This window comes from Pararobbsia alpina, assembly GCF_902859895.1.
Classification (GTDB): domain Bacteria; phylum Pseudomonadota; class Gammaproteobacteria; order Burkholderiales; family Burkholderiaceae; genus Pararobbsia; species Pararobbsia alpina.
Map to the genome: position 1 here is coordinate 1 of NZ_CADIKM010000063.1, position 18,714 is coordinate 18,714.

Consider the following 18,714-nt stretch of genomic DNA (forward strand, 5'->3'; position numbering starts at 1 on the left):
CGGATGGTTCTTCACGTCGACGTCGTCTGCGTGCGGCAGACCGCGCGGGTCAAAAATCCGCGTTTCCGCACCGAAAGTCTGCAACAGGCGAGCGGCTTCCTCGACGAGCAATCGCGAATACGACCGCTCACGCAGCGAACCGTAGAGCAGCAGGATCCTCACCGGCGGCTGCCCCTCCATGCCTAGGCGGGCTGCGATATCGGTGTCGAAAAAATCTGTCTTGGCGGCCGGGAAGCATTCGGCGCCGTTGATTGCATGAACTGTCATCTCATTACCCTGCCGTCTGACATTTCCAATTGGATCGATTCAAGGCTGCTTTGCCGCCCTGCGGAACACGCCACCGTCTCGTCGTTTAGATCCTACGACATTTCCGGTTTTCTAGAAGTGTGAAATATTCACTGAGCAAGAGAGGTTGAAAAGATTAAGCAGGATGTCGAGAGGCGATGAGAACGCCAGCGGGAAGACGTCAGCCGTCACGCGGCATTCAAGGCAGCTTGATTCCAACTCACTCTGGATGCGCCACTCAGTCAGCTTGCCCCTTCGCGCCGGGGCCGTGATGAATGTCGGGAGGCGGTATTCCGATGGCGTGCGCGACGGCCACTGAACGCAGCAATGCATTCATGCAACTCAACGTCCACCGCCTCCATGACCACCGCCACCACCATGACCACCCATACCACCGTGACCACCGAAACCACCGTGACCACGGCCATAGTGGTATCCACGGTACCACTGGTGGCCATAGGCAAATCGACCTCGATAGTAGCCTCCCCAACCGCCCCCAACGAACACGCCACCGTACCCTGACGCATAGTAGTTGTAGGGATAGTCGTAGGTGGAGACATAGCCCGACTCGTAGAACGGCGGATAGTAGTCGTAACCAGGGGCAACAGCACATCCGGCGAGGCCGAGAACTGCGACAGCTAACGTGATTGACTTGAACATCTTGCCTTCCCTATCGATAAGTTTCTCCTTTAGGAAACTTCTATGGAGGCAAAGTTCATCACCGAATATATCCGAATATTTCCGAACCTTTCGCGGGCGTAAGCGACGGCCGCAAACGTAAAGCCAACCGTAAGTGCGAGGAAGGCTGGTCCGGCACTGTGCCCGGGCCCAAATACCGATGAATTGAGCTCCATCGCGCGAGACAAACGATCGCTTTTGCTTCACCAACTACCCGTGCTGCAGTCTTTGACAGCGCCGCATATTAAAAAAGTTGTAATGGAAATCGAGCACCATGTCGTAAAGGAAATTGCCCGAGCGACGAACACTGACGAGGACACGGTTGTGCAAATCGCCGGTCAACAAACGGGTGATTAGGTGGTTTGGCAAAATTTGCCAAAGCGCGATAGAGTGGTTTCATGAGCACGATGAACATTTCCCTCCCCGATTCGCTGAAGGACTACGTCGACGAACAGGTCGGTGAGTGCGGCTACGGCACGAGCAGCGAGTACGTCCGCGAACTGATCCGGAAAGATCAAGATCGCAAGCGCTTGCGCGCGATTCTCCTGCAGGGCGCGCAGTCGGGCCTCGCGGGTCCGGCCGATGCCGACTATTTCGAATCGCTGCGCGCACGCGTGCGTACGGCGCGCAAATGCCAGGCAGGCCAGTCATCCCAACCAGGCTGGCCAAGCAGGACGTAGAAGACGAGCTGACGCACTACCTTGTGGACGAAGGCTCGGAGCAGGCCGCGCTCGGGTTCATTGCGGAGATCGAACAGGCATATGATCGCCTCGCGAAGCACCCTAACATTGGCTCGCCGCGCTATGGTTACGAACTGAGCCTACCGGGCCTGCGGTCGTGGCCGCTGGATCGCTATGCGCACCTGATCTTCTACATTGAGCGCGAGGACCACGTCGAGGTCTGGCGCATGCTCAACGGTAAGCGCGACATTCCGGCGTGGCTGTTGAACGATGACAGCGCGTTTCACTGACACTCTGACAAGCAGTGCGGCAGCGATAGTCATTCGAATTTTCAAGTTGTCGCCGTAAAAAGCGAACCGGCAATCACGCACTCCAGCACGTCTCGTCTCAGCGGCCCGCACCGATACTTGCGGCCATCTCCGGGAAATCGTGCAGGAACGAATCACGCGTCCGCAGCCCTGCCGACTTTTGCTCCGGCGCGCGACCGTCATCCTGAATGAGGCGTGCGAACACCAGCGTGTTGTCCTTTCGCGACGCCCAGCCGACGAACCAGCCCCAACCATGTGCCTCGTCGTCAGAGCCGTCAGCCTTTGCGGGAAACCCGGCACCCGTCTTGCCATGTATGTCCCAGCCGTTGGGCAACTCCGTGACCTCGACAATCTGGTCCGTCATGTTGAACGCGTGCGCGCTCACCGGCAATTGGCGATTGACGACCTTTCGCAGAAAAGCCACCTGCTCGAGCGGAGAAATCTGAAGCGACGAGTCGATCCACGCATGCGTCAGCCCATCATGCCTGCTGTCCCCTGCGACGTTGGCATTGCCGTAGCCGAATCGCTTCGTGTAATCGGCGAACCGCGCAATCCCCAGCGATTCCGTCACCTGCTGCGAGTACCACACGACCGAATACTTGAGCCACCGGGCCGGGTCGGTCGGCTGCCGCCATGCTTCGCCGCCCCAATCCGAGTAGCCCGCGCGAAACGGGAGCGTGGGCGTGTTGGCGTCCTTCAGAAAGCCGGAGTCGAAGCCCATGAGGCTAATGGCAATCTTGAACGTCGAGGCAGGCGTCGTGCGCGTGGAGCAGTCGCCCTGCTGCATCAAAATCTTGCCGCTTGCCGCGTCGGCAACGACGGTACAAATCGTATGCGCGCTGACCGACGTGGCTAGTGCGGCAAGTGCGGCGGTTGACGCCAGCATTCGAAGTTTCATATTTATTCCCCGTTTCCTCAATACACGCGCATCACGGCCTTGGGGCTGGGATCCGGAGCGAAAATGATGCCGGACATTGGACAGACGATAGAACCGATCACCACTACGCGCTCGTCGGTGTAGGAGGCGACGGGTCGTGACGGCAACCGACGTCTAGACTGCACTGCTTGCCCTGTCCGATGCCAACCTCGTCATGCGAAATGATCACGGCCCCTACGAGGTGACCGATCCGTTTGTGAAGCAGGCCCGCAATGACCCGTTGAGTTTTCAGGCGTCGGATACGCCGAGTCTGCCGGCATGCCCCAATCCCTCTAGTCGAGTGAGCTTCTTAAAACCTCTCTACCCAAGGGCGCAATTCAACCTCCCATGTCCACGCGCTGCGATGTTGACGATGAATATGGAGGTATTCCTTGGCTATGGCGTCAGGGTTTAGCCAATTGTCGTCCGTGCTGCCGTCATCCGGTTGCGTCCGACTACTGGCAATGCCTCCATCGATGACAAAATGCGCAACGTGAATATTTTTTGGGGCGAGCTCCCGTGCCATGCATTGAGCCATCCCCCGCAACGCGAATTTGCCCATCGCGAATGGCGTCGAACCGGGAAGGCCTTTGACGCTCGCTGTAGCGCCAGTCAGGAGGATGGTGCCGTGGCCACGCTCAAGCATGCGCACGGCTGCGGCTTGTGCAACAAGAAAGCCGCCGAATGCAGTCACTTTGATTGCATCCTCAAGTCTTGCTGCCTCGATGTCAGGGACTGACGCGCGATAGCGGCCACTTGCGTTGTACACCACGATGTCTGGAGGGCCGAACGCTTGGCCTACTTCTTCGAAGAGCGCGTCGACGTCGGCAGTTCGGCTTGCGTCGCAACGGAATGACTGGGCGCCCGTCTCATCGACAAGGTCATTCAGCTTGCTGATTTCGCGAGCCGCTAGCGCAACCTGCATACCCTCTGCTGCAAATAGTCGCGCTAGCGAGGCACTCAGTCCCTTTCCCGCACCCACAATCAGAGCAGTTTCCATTCGACTCATGATTCCTCCGGATTCGGCAGGGAACGGCGCCGTGGCACCTGCTGTGCCGCGTTGACGAGCAGGTCATGCAACGAACCCTATGGATATGCAGAGAAATTTAAGGCTGGGTAGCTGCACACCGCCGCGCGCTATGCGGTGAGGGAGGAATCGTTCCTGCTAGTTCCGCCCTCGAAAATCCTCTGCGCACTAGCGCGTCCCAAACCCGATTTCTTTGCTCAACGCGGGTACCGCAGTCAAAGCGCTCCGTGCCCCATTCAGTAAGGCTTTCGGGGTAGTTTGCCCCCTCCGCGGAACGCTTCTATGAGAGGTCGCGGAACGCTTTCATTTCCGACGACCATCAGCAGTGCTCAACAGAATTAGAAGCGTTTACAGAACCCAGTTTTTGACCGCTCCGCTGAACCATACTTAAAATCAGCGCCTTACGGAAGGCGTAAACGCTTTTGATAGACGCGGGCCAGTCGAATTGCCACAGCAATGCTGTCAAGCCGACTTCGCCGCGCGCCAGAATTAGAAGCGCTTACGCCCCGACCCGCTCGGCTCCCGAGCTTTTCCCAACCCAGTCACGCCGTCACAGACCAGGTTTCAGCATGGAGGCAGCTTCAAGCGTCATGTCGAGCTCAGCCCAAGACATTTGGCGGATACGCATCGCATCCGCCTCAAATAACTTTAGCAGGCCTTCCTCCCCACTGGGAATCCTCCAGATAAGGCAGTGAGGACTTCCCTCCAAACGCTTGACGGAAATCATAAGTGGACCACGCTGCTCTTTTGGAATCTTCACGTGGTTGTTCCAGAGTGGCGCGCGACGGCGACTTCGAGCAACTCGATGAAGCGGAGACCGGTGAACCCAATTCGCTCGTCTACTGCCAGACGCTTCAATTCCTCGAAATTGCCGAACGCAATCCCAATGTGTCGGTCATCGTCACGACACCGGCCCTCGCTCGCGAGAACGTGAGCAAGGCTCTGGTGGTCGTGGATGATCCGCGTTACGCATTCTTTTCGCTTTACACGCAATTCCACGCTCGAGGCATCGGGGCGCACCGGATCGAGCCCGGCATCGGGACCGGATGCCGGATTCACCCGTCGGCGGTCGTGTCGCCGCACGCGCGGATCGGCGATCGCGTCCACATCGGCGCGCATGCCGTCATCGAAAGTCATGTCGAGATCATGGACGGCGCGATGATCGGCCCGCAGGCGGTGATCGGTGCGGAGGGCCTCGTCACGATTCGACATGCCGACGGATCACTGATGCACATCGCGCATGCAGGTGGAGTGCGGGTCGGGCAGGGCGTGGAGATCCTTAGTAGCGCCGTGGTCGCGAAGGCCATGTTCCATGCGCCGACGACGATAGGCGATCACAGCCAGATCGGCATTCTCACCAATATCGGTCACGGTGCACGTATCGGCGCGCGCTGTTTCGTCGCGGGCAATAGCGTGGTCGCCGGACGCGTGCGCATCGGCGACGATGTCTGGATCGGCGCATCGGTGTCGATCGCGCCGTGGATGACCGTAGGCTCCGGCGCGGAAATCAAAATGGGATCCGTCGTGGTCAATGCCGTTCCGCCCGGCGCAGTCGTGTCGGGCAACTTCGCGATCGACCACAAACAGAACATGCGTCTGCTTTTCAGGAACAGAACGTCATGACCAGGCACGATCTGGAATTCCATTTCAAGGGGAGGCGCGATTATGTTCAAGGCCCCGATATGCTCAACGAGGTCGGGAAGACAATCCGCGCATGCATGGAGGGGTCCCTCACAGGGCTCGACTTCGCGGTCCATCGCATGACTCACCACAACCTCGCGCTCGAGCTTGCCGAAGGAGAAGCCGCACCGCAAGCTGTCGATGCGGTCGCGACGCTCGGCTTCGAGGTCCGGGGAGTACGTTGGAACGGACGGCTCGTCGAACGCGCGGAGATGCCCGTCGAGCGCATCGCTTACGACGAGGCACGCGTCCTGCAGGTGTGCTCGCTCGATGCGCAAGCACGGATCATCGAACTGAAAACCGCGGCGCCGTTCAGTCCGATCGAGACGATCGTCTCGATGAACAAGGCGCTGCATGTCGCGGTCTTTCCGGGGACGACGCAACCGTGGGTGTTCTGCCGATGGCGTGGCCCTAGTTGGCCATTGCCCGAAGATCTGGCGGGCTGCCGTGTCCAAATCCGGCAGGCGATCGGCACACGGTTCACGCGATCGAGCGTGAGCCTCGGCGAAACCGTGATCGGTCAGATCGATTTCAGCCTCCGGAGCCCGACATGATTGGAATTGCAGCAGTAGCCGGTTACGCTCACAAAGGGAGCTGGGGAGCGTTACCTCATTCAGCATTCCGCTGGCTCCGGCAAAACCAATTCGATTGCCTGGACGGCGCACTTTCTCGCCGACCTGCACGACGCAGAGCACAAAAAGATGTTCGATAGCGTGCTGGTCGTATCAGACCGCACGGTGCTGGACGCGCAGTTGCAGGAAGCCATCTTTGACTTCCAGCGCACCAAGGGCGTCGTGGCAACCATCACGAATAAGCAAGGCAGCAAGAGCGCCTCTCTCAGCGAGGCCTTGAAAGACGGCAAGAAAATTATCGTCTGCACCATCCAGACTTTCCCATTCGCGCTGCAGGCAGTACAGGAACTGGCCGCCACCGAAGGCAAGCGATTTGCCGTCATCGCCGACGAGGCGCACAGTTCACAGACGGGTGAAGCGGCATCGAAGCTCAAGCAACTGCTGTCCGCTGAGGAATGGAATGCACTGCAGGATGGGGGCGAAATTGATATCGAAGCGTTGCTCGCCGCGCAGATGGAAGCGCGCACCGGCGCGAAGGGGCTGACCTACGTCGCTTTCACGGCGACGCCGAAACAGAAGACCCTCGAGCTCTTCGGTCGTCCCGGCCCGGACGGACTGCCACAACCATTCCACGTGTATTCGATGCGCCAAGCAATCGAGGAACGCTTCATCCTCGATGTCCTCAAGAACTACACGAGCTACAAGCTCGCCTTCAAACTCGCACACGATGGTCATGAGTTCGACGAGAAACAGGTCGAGCGCAGCACAGCGATGAAGGGCATCATGCAGTGGGTTCGCCTGCATCCCTACAACATCTCGCAGAAGGTTCAGGTTGTCGTCGAGCACTATCGTGAGAACGTGCAGCCGTTACTCGGTGGCAAGGCTAAGGCGATGGTTGTGGTCGCAAGCCGCAAGGAAGCGGTACGCTGGCAGAAGGCCATTCGCGCCTATATCGAGAAGCAGGGCTACGCGCTGGGCGTGCTGGTCGCATTCTCCGGCGAAATCGACGACCCAGAGAGCTTTCCGACGCCAGTGACCGAGACCAGCAAGGACCTGAATCCGGGTCTCAAGGGCCGCGACATTCGCGACGCGTTTGGCGAGGCCGGCTATCACCTGCTCCTGGTGGCCAACAAGTTCCAGACTGGCTTTGACCGACCAACCGTTACTATGCGGTATGTACGTGGACAAGATGCTAGGCGGCATCCAGGCGGTGCAGACGCTCTCGCGTTTGAATCGTGCGCATCCGGGCAAGGACACCACGTACATCCTCGATTTCGTCAACGATGCCGGCGAAGTTTTGAAGGCGTTCAAGACGTACTATGAGACCGCTGAACTCGAGGCGACGACCGACCCGAATAAGGTTTATGACCTGCGGGCTAAACTCGATGCGAGCGGCCACTATGACGACTTCGAAGTCGAGCGCGTCGTGAAGGTCGAACTCGACTCGAATGGAAAGCAGGCACAGCTGGCCGCCGCAATCGCGCCCGTTGCTGACCGCCTGCTGAAGCGATACAAGGCTGCGCAGCACGAGCAGACGGTTGCCGAAGCACAGCAGGACGGGAAGGCCGCACAGACGGCTAAGGACGCGCTCGATGCGCTGGTGCTGTTCAAGAACGACACAGGTGCATTCATCCGCCTGTACGCGTTCCTGTCGCAGATTTTCGACTACGGCAACACCGACATTGAAAAGCGGTTCCTGCTTTTCAAGCGTCTGGTGCCCCTACTTGAGTTCGGTCGCGAGCGCGACACGGTCGACCTCTCCCAGGTAGTCCTGACACATCACAATCTGAAGAATGCCGGAAGGCAGCCGTTGACTCTCGGGCATGGCGAAACGCCAAAACTGCCACCCATGGACGCGGTAGGCAGCGGGTCGGTGCAAGAAAAACAGCAAGCCTTTCTTGAGGAAATCATTGAGAAGGTGAATGGTCTTTTCGAAGGCGAGCTGACGGACGATGACCAACTGGTGTACGTCAATGGCGTCATTAAAGGAAAGCTGCTGGAAAACCATACGCTGATGCAGCAAGCCATGAGCAACAGCAAAGAGCAGTTTGCAAACTCGCCTGACCTCAAGGATGCGCTGCTACATGCAATCATGGATGCGTTTGATGCGCATACGAACATGAGTACTCAAGCCCTTGGTTCCGAACGAGTTCGCGACGGGTTGAAGGACATCCTGCTAGGGCCTGCTCAACTGTACGAGGCGTTGCGTTCGCGCTCGAACCAATCCCAGCGACTCGCCTAGATATCCAGACAGTCAGTAACCGAAGCGAAACATCTTGCGCGCTCTATTCCGCACTATGACGCCGAGAGGGCGCGCCAATCCAACGTCGTTTGGGGACAATAATGGCAGGCGTTTATTTGCTGCAGCATGACAATCGACTCGTCGAGTTTGTCGAGGCCCCCTACGATTCCGAAGCCCTGCTTCAGGAACTCCTGCAGCAACATCCAGGTTTGCTGGCTGGCGAACTGGTCGACTCGGCGACCCCGCGTCGCTGGCTGTTGGTCAAAAGGGAGGCCGGAATTCCGGACGGGACGGACACCGCAAATCGCTGGTCTATCGACCACCTCTATCTCGACCAAGACGGCATCCCCACACTTGTCGAGGTGAAGCGAAGCACTGATACGCGAATTCGCAGAGAGGTGGTGGGCCAGATGCTCGACTACGCAGCGAATTCCGTCGTCTATTGGTCAGTCGAAGTCATTCGAGAGCAATACATGCGAACACATGAACCAACTGGCGACGCAGACCTTCAACTCGCGGAATTCTTAGAGGACGCTGACCCGGAGGAGTTTTGGTCCAAGGTCAAATCCAATCTCCAAGCGGGCAAAATACGTATGCTGTTTGTGGCTGACCGTGTCCCAAAAGAACTCCGACGAATTGTCGAGTTTCTGAATGTGCAGATGGACCCGGCGGAGGTTCTCGCGCTCGAAATCCGGCAATACGTCGGCGAGAATCTCAAGACGTTCGTGCCTTCCATAATCGGTCAAACCTCTGAAGCTGAGATTCGAAAGACTTCGTCCCGGCCGGGACGAGACTGGGACGAAACGACGTTTTTCGAAGTGCTTCGAGAGAGGGACGCCGCTGGCGTTACACACACCCGCAAGCTACTGGAGTGGGCCTATTCCCATAGCTCGGTCGAGTGGGGCCATGGACAAATGACCGGTTCCTTCGTCCCCATGGTTGAATCGACAACCAAACCTCAAGCGCTTTTCGCGATGTACACAGGGGGTACGGTGGAATTGTATTTCCGGTTTCTCTCCAACAAACCTCCCTTCAACGACCCGAAAAGCCTCGACGAAGCCGTCGCCCGCGTCAACGCTGCTTTACCGAAACCGTTAGTCGACGACGCCGCGCGGAGGAAGCCGAACGTCCGACTCTCAGAGCTATCTGACGCGCAGTTTCTTCGACTCTTAGACGCGCTTGCTTGGATGGCACAAAAGATTCGAGCCGTTTGAAGAGTTTCAGCAAAGCATTCGGGCGGAGCTACGGCGAATGGCGAACGGCCATCACGTTGCTTGAACGATACGGGGACGTGCGCAAGCTCTAGCCGAACTTCAGGTCCCGGGACTGTTCCGCGCGGCCCAGTGATGCCCGTCAACTGGCCGCATGCTCATCTCAAGCGGTACGCCGACTTCGATATTGACCGGACCGACGGGTGCAATCACCGCGTGCTCGGAAGTGAACTCCACCTCGAACGGACCATAGGTCTTGTCAAATATCCGGATGCTGTCCACTTTCTGCTTCAGCACCATCAGGCTTGGCGTCTGGGCGCTCACGGCCGCCAACAGGTTGTCGAGCGGCTCCGCAGGCACGACCATGCCCCTGAATTCCTGATTCACTAATTTATCAATGTCCATCAGAGCAAGAATTTCGCGGCCGCTGGCGGCTTTATGGAGGACATCGTGAACATCATCGGGCATCGTGACATTCAACCTGAAGAACTTGTCCAGCTTGCGCAGGAATGTGAGCTCTCGCAAAAACGCCCTTAAATACCGATGGTAGTCGTCGGCATCGAGTGTCCCGGTACCCAGTTCGACTTCCTGCCCGTTTGAGACGAGCTGCAGCTTCACAGGCGTCCCCGCTTTCAGCGTCTGTGCCACCTGCATAAGCTTTGCAAAATTCGGCACGCTGAGGAGCGGCTTTCCCGCCCACTGCTGGATGTCAAAGTGAAGATTGAACGTCCTCGCTTTCGTTGTGCGGTCGTGCGTCAGCTCCGTGCTGAGCAAGCCATCGTAAGCAGATGCCTTGATGCGTAGCCCCTTTTGTCCTTGCGTCGCTTCCCCTGTAAACTCAACAAACACGCATCGGGGGTCTTCACCCAGCGCTACCGTTAGCGTGATGGCTTTAGCGTGAGTCGTTATCTTAAGGCGAGTTATCACCCCGTTTGTATCGGTATCGAAAATCGGAGAACCCTCCAGCCCGATATCCTTGCCCTCAAAGGACTGGGAGCCACCGTAGTCGAGAACATCGTTCAATGCAGCAACGGTCTGCTGCCTGGCGCTTCCACGCACAATCATGCGCGCTTCAACAGGTTCCCTGGCCTCCAGTTCATATACCGGACCATTTCCCGACCAGTGCACGTCAACGCTGAACCGTGGGTCCAGCCGCTCCTGTCGTTCGGCTTCGGTCAGGCAGTAAATATCCACCGCGCGCCTGATTTCACTGCGAGTCCACGGCAAGGGCTTCTGCGAAACTGGCGGACGGCCAGCACGCACCTTGGCCAGACGCTCAGCCTTTTCCTTCAGTCTGTGCAGCTCCTCGACCGGGTAGGCGGTTTCATCGCGGTCAATGATATCCGCGCAATTGGCGCAAGCCCATATGCCGTTCCTGATTGAGCGCCGCTCCTCTGGAGTCTGGTTCTCGTCAAATCGAGGTCCCTCAGGGGCCGCCGCCTTAATATGCGCAGCCTTGCCAATACTGAATGACTTGTCGCTGTCCTTCTTCGGGCCAACGGTCTGAGCATCGCAGATTGAACAGTGGAAATTTACCCGCTTGGCCATTTCGAGCCTCACGGGCGCCGGAAAATCATTCCCCTTTCTGCCGGTACTTTTCGCCATGCTTTTCGTTCAGACCTCGCGCTTATCAAGATGGCCATCTTAGCGGTTGCCGCGCGAACCGACCGCCAGGCTGACCGAGAGACGAGAACCGAGCAAATGGTCGGCGGAACGCCTGCGGACAACGGCGAGACACGCATCTCCGAGACCGGCGTGCGACCACAGACCATCGTGGCAGCGGTGCCCGGTTTCATCGACACAGACGACGGCCAAGTCCTCTATGCCGCAAACATCATGGGCTTCAACGGCCGCGCCTAGGCACGGAGCTAGGTCAGCTTGTCGGCTGCACGGTTTTGCTAGAGCGCGATGCGGTGCTTGTGGTACGGGCCGAAGCGGCCGGAACTCTTATCGCGATGAGTCTGCCGCATCGACAGCGACCTTCACTTCGCCATCTGAAGCATCTAATCGAAGTCGGTGCATTTGGCCACATCCAGCCCATCGACGTGAGAATGATTCGCCGGGCCGGTAGCCGTGCACTTTGACATCTGCTTCTATGCATTGCGGACATCTAACCCTTAGCGCACTGAGAACTCTCTCTCTAGTTCGCCCATCTGGAAGAGTCTTACCGAGGTTTTGAAAGAATAGTTCGCGGCTATAGCGGTTGTTCGTTCAACAAGTCGCTTAACCTGCGCAAATTTCGATGGCTCAGTGGCATCTGTGACAATGGCAAATATGAACTCGACCTTTTCCTGAAGAGAGACGGGGAGGGTGCTCGAGAATTCTTGAACGCGGTCAAAATGCGGCAGCAACCGCTCCTCTGGAACGTTACCGTTTCGAGTAAACCTCGTCTCCACCACGATGGCTTTATCGCGCAATGTTGCTACAGCATCAAAGACCAACTTCGGGTGTCCCTTCACGGCAAGATTTTTATCGAAAACGATTCGAAATTCTTTCGTCAATTTCGCAGTAACCAGCTCCTCTGCGAGCAGCCCGTTTCCCCGGAAACTGTTCTTCAACGTGTCTGCAGCCGAGATGACCCCATCATTGGGGTCGGCTCTTGCCTCCCTGCCATTCTCTGGATTCGGCCCATTGTGCACATCAATCTCGCCTGCTACAGCGTCGCCGCCGACATCATCCAGTTCCACCCCGCGCTTGCGCAAGGTCTCGCCTATTGGAGCACTTTGGAACAGCCGCGTGAAGCTCTCGTCGTCCCTATAGTCCGTCGGCGCATATAGAACGTGGTGCTTCTTATAAAGAACAAAGAAAAATACGGCGACCAGGAACGTCGGAAATAGCATCAAGAACCATACGTACGTGTTCTGGACCCCTGTCTCCAGCAATGGAAGAATGACGGTTCCACTAATTTCTGCAAGCCCTGCGAATATTGCTATTACAGTTAGGGGATTCTTGATATGACCAATCTTTTTCAGCATAGACCGTTCGTCCTAGTGGCATAAAACACAGGAACCTAGAGCTTCGTAGTATCTCCGCACGAACTTTTTGCAAGCAGCCAACTCCGACGGACCAATGAGATATCGGCGTCTCCGCGCAATTCTTGAGCAAACATTCTTGCTTTCAGTGGGAGTGCCACCCTAGCCGTGCGACATTGCCCCAGGTGCGCGCAACGAAGCGCGCTAGAAAGCCATAGGTGACGATGCTCAGCCGCTTCGCGTTTTCGGCACTACCAAGGTCGGCCATAGTCGCCAAGGCGGCCCAGTCCCCAAACCACTCATCTGTTGACGCCTCAACTTACGTAATATGGCGCCGAATATGCCCTATCAATCACGGAGGCCTTATGCATCCGTGGTTCCGAACAAGTCGGCCTGTCCGTCTGCTGGCTGTTTATCTGCAAATCGCTTCCTCCGCCCTTGAAACGTCTCATGAACCTTGCCACTTCCGTCAATCTTGTCGAGTACAGTCGTCACACGATAACCCGTTATCTTCTCGTTGCCGGCCTCATCTAGCTTGCGGTCGGTTTCAAGAACGCATCGAATGCTGTCTCCATGCTGGAAGCTCACTTCGTTTCGAAATACTTGTTGTTTGAATGCCCAATCGTTCATCGCAAATGTGATGACTTCGCCACTCCGACGCCCTTTCCACTTCATATCTCCTTCCGAAATGACCGGTGAGACAATCTCAACTAGGGCTTCACTGACATCTGGTTCAAGCACGTTGCTCTGCATGATGAACGCGGCGAATTGAGAGCGTTCAGTGATGGCTTCGTCCGGCGAGGGGCCATCGACAGGAACAACCCGAAAGCCAACTGCAGTGGCTCTCTCATATGCCAATAGATGCTTGTAGAAGTTGGACCTCCGTGTGACCACCTTCAAATCGCGTTGCAATTGAAGGGGCTTACCGCTCGCGTTCGCGGAAACAAGCGGAATTGAGTCATTAACTGCGGAGGGAGGATGCTCGGCAGCAGGCATCGGAGGTGGCGCAGGAACCGTCATCGTCGCAGCGGTGCCTGCCTGCGGCTGTGCTGACGGCTTTGACGCTAAGGCACTTTCGCGTTCGCGCTTCTGGATTTCCAGTTGCGAAAGCTGATTTTCGAGTTTCCAATGCTCGATAATCAACCGGTTGATTTCCAGTTGCTGTTTTTCGAGCTCCGGGTTCGGCTTTGGCGGCGCATTCCAAATATTTACGGTCTGAGTAAGCACCAGTGACACGAGCGGAATGAGCACGGTTCCCAGCAAAGGATGGCTGGCTTTGCCAACCACGATTCGCCATATGTCTCGGAATCCACCTTCGGCAGGAACGGTCGCCTCGAAACGGAGCTCGACGCCAAGCGTCTGCGCTATATACGAGACAGCTGCCAAGAACTCGGCCTCGCATCGATTCCGGACAACCGCGTCTAAAGAGTGCGAGTCATCTTGCAGGTAGTAGTGCACCTCGAGGCGCGGAACGATATCCACCTAACGTCTCCCCACGGTATGGGAATACAGAATTTTGAGCGCCAGACCATGTGCACAGAGATGCTCACATGGACTGACAATGCGTTTTTCGTCAGCCTTTTCAGGGTGCGTTATGTCCGATTCAATTGTTGCGTCCCGGGGTGACCCAAAGACGGGGTTTGTCCAGAAGCGGCCTCACCGAAAGCGCGACACGTCAATGACCTTCACCGCGGGTTAATCTACCAGCGCAACGCACAAAAAGGCGGGCGGCGGTGTCGGTTGGCCTTCCATTTCACAGCTACACAGAAAAAGGCACACCTATCAATTCTGTGTTGATGAAGCAGTCCGCAGGTAGCGTAAGCGTCGCATTGTTGCAGCCAGGGCCCGTCAGCTCAATCTCGACACGTTCATCGGGCAGCAAAGATAGCCGAGACAGGGCCGCGCGCAAGGTGGCGAGGTTGACAGTGCTACCAAGGTAGCTTGATTGCAGGTCACTTTGCCTTGGCCGAAGAAGCGACGTGTCGGCTTTCCCCGGATAAGTTGCAACGACCTCGCGGATTATCGCTGAATCGTTTTCAAGGTCGCAGACGACGCGTACCCGAAGCCTGTGCTGCTCGATGCCCGGAATCCAGAAGAACCTGGTTTCATACGGTTCCAGTTGCCTTTTTATAAAATCCTGCGCCGGCTCCCAGCCCGGTTGAGTGACCCGGTCAAGCAGCATCGGTAAGCCTTCTCCGAGCACGGACTCGCGAAGATTGCCCCTCGATTTAAAAAACGCTTCAAACAGCCCCCCAGCAATAAACCCCTGTTCAGATAAAGGCGCCTGCAATTCGAGCGAGCGTGGGCCGCTGAAGAGGATGGCGGCTTTAGTCGCGCCCCGTTGCATAGCAGCAAACATCGCGCGGCCCACGGCGAATGCGGTATCTGTCGTTGGAGGTACGCCGACGACCTGAAACCGTTTGATTGCGAGGTCTTCCATCTTTCGGTTCTCCGAAAGCAGATTGCCAATCAACTGCACATATGCTGCAACCTGAGGAATCGACCCAAGCCTTGTCCTCTCTACCATCACCTCATCTGAAACAAGCAACTCTTCGTTGCCGTCGACCGCATGCGCAGCTCCATCTTGCTCGCGCCCAGTTTGGCCGCCCACTATGCCTGCGCCGGCCTCAGAAGCATCGTGTGTTGCCATCGTAAGCTCAGGCTCGTAATCAATCGCCAGCTCTTCCACTGTCTCGGCACTGCCTTCGCCGAGTTGACCTTCCACTGTCGTCAGCTTCGTGTCAGCGACACGTTTCTGTTTTCGCATTGCGGAGATAAACATCCCGACCGAGTCCTGGAACTCTCGTTCCAGAATTGTGGTGAGCGCGCCGGCAGCAATCGACTCGAGACTTGCAAACGCTATCTTCCTGTGACCGACTCTGAACTCAAATTCAGAAGCTAGCCGCGGGTCAATCAGGCGAATGTCAGCGTTGTCTTCTATCTCGACCTTCTTCTCGGCACTCGCCAGCCGTCGTCTTGGACGGTATAAAAAGTCCTCTTTTTTCTCTTGGGTGATAAACAAAACTTGGCTCTGCTTTGATGGCCCTGTAGCGGACTCCCGCCCGGACGCGCGCTCCGCCGACAGTTGTAATATCTCAAGCCACACGGCTAAGTCGCCCTCGGCATTACCTGCCGCCTCTTCCCCATCTGCTGCGATTCCCTTCGCAACATCAGTGAGCCCAGGAGGAATACGACTGGACCGGCGATAAGTAGCCTGCTCGCAAAGCATACGTGCAATCTGTCCCAAGTCATTGGAAACGAACGCTGCGCGCAGTTCCGTCAATAGCTCGCGGTGGACGGCATCAATAGCTAAATCTCCACCGGCATCGCCCAACGCGTACGCGAGCTGTTCGACCCGCGCATTCAATTCGCGGCTCGCTTCAGCGGGGGGCACCTTCAACCGTTTCGCGATTTTTTCCATGTCACGGTCGGACGCGACTTGGTGAAGAATTGCCGATAACTGTTTGGTTGCTGGAAGTGAGGAGCGAAGGCGCTCCAAATCGGCTTCGCGAAATCCATGACCGTTCTTCGAGGCTTTGAATGCGTTATGCACATATTCGTTCGCAACCCATGCAGGTACGACAAGACGCTTTGATGCCAAGGGAATGCGCAATAGCTTGAACAATCCTTCTCGCGCTTCCTGGTGAAGACGGAAAGCGGCAGACAGTACGTTCGTATCCAGAAATACTAGAGTTTCTTCGTCCGACAGCGCCTTATAGCAGGCGGACTCATAACCGGCCGGAGATAACGGAAGCTCCCAAAGACCGATTGGTTCATTAAGGTCAAACAGACTGGACACGATTCAGGCACCGATTTAATTTGACGAAGTCAACGCAGACTGCCGTTTGACACGTTTAGAAACGTCGTGGCGCACAAAATCATTTTCGAATCGTCGACCTCTTTACCGTCTTTCGATTTGTCGAAGATGTACTCTTCGCGCTAACCGGCGGCGGCTTAAGTTCGAATCGCCCCTCTGCCGACATTGGGGGTGCGCGCTTAATTTCCTCAAACAGATTCGAGAGTGCCCGCGCCGCTGCCGATAGCTCTTCAAACTGCTGGTTCGAAAATGTCATTTCCGACGCCAAGTCCTTTTGGACCCCTGATGCCTCAGACGTCGCGAGCGCAGGGCGCTCTACGATTGGGCGACTTACGCGCTTCTGTGCCGAACGCTCATCATTGACTGCATCCACAGAGCTGCCATGACCGTCGTCGGCCGCCAGCCTGAAGGGCGCGGAGGCACCCGGTAGCACATCAACCGATAGAACTTTTGCAGACGCACGCGGCATTCCGGACAACAACTCAAATTGTCCCACGGAGGCTAACCAGGCGAACTCGGTCCACGATAGGTCGGCCGCAGACGTGGAAGCTATGTCAAAGCCCCCTCGCAAAAGTTTGGATATGGCTGCCGTGGTTCGAGCCCATTCAGGGTGCCAAGAACCTTGTCCCAAGACACCTGCGAACGCACCGAACCAAGCGTACGTTGCAGGCATACTCGACGATACTTCAGCGAGTAAGCTTATATGACTTGTCCCGGAACCGACCCATAAAGCCAGCGCAGCGAATATGGCCGGAAGTCTCACTTGTAGCTGGTCTGCTTTCGCTGCGGCCTGCGGAAGGAGGATAGACATTACTCGCTCAAATTCCTCAACGCGATACTCAAGTGGACCGCTCGCGAGCTTACGCAGGTCGAGAGATACTGCCCGCAGTTCCTCAGGGAGCTGTGGCATCGCGCCTCTTGAATCGCGCTGACGCTCGAATGACCAAGACAGCAAACTCACCAAATCGCGTGTGAACGGGTCTAAGGTGAACGCATCTTCCGCAAGCGCCCAAGTTGCCCTTAGAACGCCGGTATTAACGTTGCGCCATTGCCTTTCGGCCTTCTCGAGCAACTCCATTCTGTCGGCCACCAACACGAGAGCGACCGGGTTGCTGCGGTACAAGGCGGAGGCACGGGCTTGGGTGTAGCTTCGGCACAATGGCACACGTGACAAGGGAAGCGAGGTTAGCCGCAGGTCGGGGGTAGCACCTTGGGCGAGTAGCTCGCCAAGGATGAGCGACGGCCATATTGGGTCGGCCTCGAGTCGCGTGCGAGCCGGTACCTTCCCTGTTTGCAGCCATTCATCTGTGTCCAAAACCCGGACATATTGACTCAGAGGAAAGACGTCCGGGGAGTAGGTCGCAAGCCATGCAAAAAGGTCTTCGGCACGTTGCTTGTCGACCACAGCTACAGCTGGCGCGAGCGCGTCCCCTACTCCGTTGGTGAATCCCAATACGATATCGCCGCTAGCTGTCGGCTCGGATATCTGGCTTGCAGGCGCACGGACTTTGGACGATGCTTCCTGTGTACCGAGGAGAGCTGTGGCTACATTCCCTCTGTCGACAGAAAACCATACGATTGAGCTTGAGGTCATGAGCAGATTCTAAAAAAGGTCGTCCAAAGTGGGCTCAGCAGGTTCTGCGAATGCAGCATCTAGAAGCGGGGGCACCGAACCCGTCGAATATGCCGTCAAGCTGGTCTTAGCGCGAGTTACGGCGGTGAACAGCTTCTCGGGGCGCGCACTACGAAGCTTTTCGACAAACATCAGGTGCACCGCGCGAAACTCCAGCCCCTTGGCCGAGTTCACCGTAATGACACATACCCTTTGATTGGCGTAGAAGGAGCGGTCGCCTTCGCGCCCCGGTTCATGGTAACTAACGACGTCAGAAAACTCCGCGGTCGTTAGCCGTTCCTTTACTCTCGGGATATCAGCGTTGGCAGGAACGAGCACACCGAGCAACTCATCTGGGTAGGCCCTCAATTGCCGTTTGATGGCGATGACGAGCCTGCCAAGTTGTTCATCGACCGAAGCACATGGAATCAGCTTGGCTGACGATGGCCTGGCACCCTCATCGTATCTGCATCTTGACAGCAAGCTGTCGGTCGGGTCAGCAGGAGGCGAGATACAGTCTGCCACCTTGCAGATGGCATGCCCGATTCGATAGTGATAGGGAAGCTGAAAAGTTTCCAGTCCCAGTGCCTTAGCCGACGCTATACCCACCTCGTTATACACAAGCGTCGTTACCACCGTCCTCGCGCAACAAACGCATTGTTTCTGCGGCGACATGAACTTTCGTGAGTCCCTTCCAGATGGTTTCCGCGCCGG

The 18,714-nt window shown here is 56.8% G+C and carries 16 protein-coding genes and 1 pseudogene; 7 read left to right on the top strand and 10 right to left on the bottom strand.

The features are described 5' to 3' along the window. Window positions 1-267: NADPH-dependent FMN reductase (locus HV670_RS27000; protein ID WP_175108054.1), on the bottom strand; the 267-nt coding region annotated here is incomplete at its 3' end. A 360-nt stretch (window positions 268-627) separates the two neighbouring features. Further along, complete coding sequence (locus tag HV670_RS31950) at window positions 628-945, bottom strand: hypothetical protein (RefSeq protein ID WP_175108055.1); 318 nt, start codon at window positions 943-945, stop codon at window positions 628-630. A 416-nt stretch (window positions 946-1,361) separates the two neighbouring features. Between HV670_RS31950 and HV670_RS27010 the strand changes: the two genes are divergently transcribed. After that, window positions 1,362-1,643, top strand: coding sequence for a type II toxin-antitoxin system ParD family antitoxin (locus HV670_RS27010; protein ID WP_175108056.1), 282 nt, complete (start codon window positions 1,362-1,364; stop codon window positions 1,641-1,643). After that, complete coding sequence (locus tag HV670_RS27015) at window positions 1,595-1,933, top strand: type II toxin-antitoxin system RelE/ParE family toxin (RefSeq protein ID WP_175108057.1); 339 nt, start codon at window positions 1,595-1,597, stop codon at window positions 1,931-1,933. Before HV670_RS27010 ends, HV670_RS27015 begins: the two co-directional genes overlap by 49 nt. Before the next feature lie 97 nt (window positions 1,934-2,030). Here HV670_RS27015 and blaOXA read toward each other — a convergent pair whose 3' ends face one another. From blaOXA to HV670_RS27030, 3 genes are all read right to left on the bottom strand, one after another. Then, the gene (gene blaOXA, locus HV670_RS27020) at window positions 2,031-2,849 is read right to left on the bottom strand and encodes a class D beta-lactamase (RefSeq protein ID WP_175108058.1); all 819 of its coding nucleotides are present in this window, start codon (window positions 2,847-2,849) and stop codon (window positions 2,031-2,033) included. Between the two features lie 328 nt (window positions 2,850-3,177). Continuing rightward, entirely contained in the window at window positions 3,178-3,876 is a 699-nt protein-coding gene (locus HV670_RS27025; protein WP_175108059.1) for an SDR family NAD(P)-dependent oxidoreductase, read from the bottom strand. A 568-nt stretch (window positions 3,877-4,444) separates the two neighbouring features. Next, the gene (locus HV670_RS27030) at window positions 4,445-4,654 is read right to left on the bottom strand and encodes a hypothetical protein (protein WP_175108060.1); all 210 of its coding nucleotides are present in this window, start codon (window positions 4,652-4,654) and stop codon (window positions 4,445-4,447) included. Window positions 4,655-4,668: 14 nt separating this feature from the next. Here HV670_RS27030 and HV670_RS27035 point away from each other — a divergent pair, with 14 nt between their 5' ends. From HV670_RS27035 to HV670_RS27050, 4 genes and pseudogenes are all read left to right on the top strand, one after another. Next, window positions 4,669-5,517: an LbetaH domain-containing protein gene (locus HV670_RS27035; RefSeq protein WP_175108061.1), complete on the top strand. Its 849-nt coding sequence runs from the start codon at window positions 4,669-4,671 to the stop codon at window positions 5,515-5,517. After that, the gene (locus HV670_RS27040; protein ID WP_175108062.1) at window positions 5,514-6,128 is read left to right on the top strand and encodes a hypothetical protein; all 615 of its coding nucleotides are present in this window, start codon (window positions 5,514-5,516) and stop codon (window positions 6,126-6,128) included. Before HV670_RS27035 ends, HV670_RS27040 begins: the two co-directional genes overlap by 4 nt. Before the next feature lie 27 nt (window positions 6,129-6,155). Further along, a pseudogene (locus HV670_RS27045) lies at window positions 6,156-8,388 on the top strand (DEAD/DEAH box helicase family protein); the annotation flags it as partial. Between the two features lie 101 nt (window positions 8,389-8,489). Next, complete coding sequence (locus HV670_RS27050; protein WP_175108063.1) at window positions 8,490-9,602, top strand: PDDEXK family nuclease; 1,113 nt, start codon at window positions 8,490-8,492, stop codon at window positions 9,600-9,602. Between the two features lie 99 nt (window positions 9,603-9,701). Here the strand turns inward: HV670_RS27050 and HV670_RS27055 are convergent, their stop codons facing one another. Continuing rightward, on the bottom strand, window positions 9,702-11,147 hold the full coding sequence (locus tag HV670_RS27055; RefSeq protein ID WP_175108064.1) for a hypothetical protein: 1,446 nt from the start codon (window positions 11,145-11,147) through the stop codon (window positions 9,702-9,704). Here HV670_RS27055 and HV670_RS27060 point away from each other — a divergent pair. Next, entirely contained in the window at window positions 11,124-11,459 is a 336-nt protein-coding gene (locus tag HV670_RS27060) for a hypothetical protein (protein ID WP_175108065.1), read from the top strand. The two genes, HV670_RS27055 and HV670_RS27060, sit on opposite strands and share 24 nt — an antisense overlap. A gap of 257 nt (window positions 11,460-11,716) precedes the next feature. On the opposite strand, the gene HV670_RS27065 is transcribed toward HV670_RS27060, so the two are convergent. From HV670_RS27065 to HV670_RS27080, 4 genes are all read right to left on the bottom strand, one after another. After that, window positions 11,717-12,574, bottom strand: a complete 858-nt coding sequence (locus HV670_RS27065) for a hypothetical protein (RefSeq protein WP_175108066.1) — start codon at window positions 12,572-12,574, stop codon at window positions 11,717-11,719. Window positions 12,575-12,934: 360 nt separating this feature from the next. Then, a complete protein-coding gene (locus HV670_RS27070) occupies window positions 12,935-14,053 on the bottom strand; it encodes a hypothetical protein (protein ID WP_175108067.1) in 1,119 nt (372 codons plus the stop codon). A 277-nt stretch (window positions 14,054-14,330) separates the two neighbouring features. After that, entirely contained in the window at window positions 14,331-16,370 is a 2,040-nt protein-coding gene (locus tag HV670_RS27075; protein ID WP_175108068.1) for a PIN-like domain-containing protein, read from the bottom strand. A gap of 1,621 nt (window positions 16,371-17,991) precedes the next feature. Then, window positions 17,992-18,714 (bottom strand): ATP-binding domain-containing protein (locus tag HV670_RS27080; protein WP_217478535.1); only part of this gene is annotated, 723 nt, incomplete at its 5' end.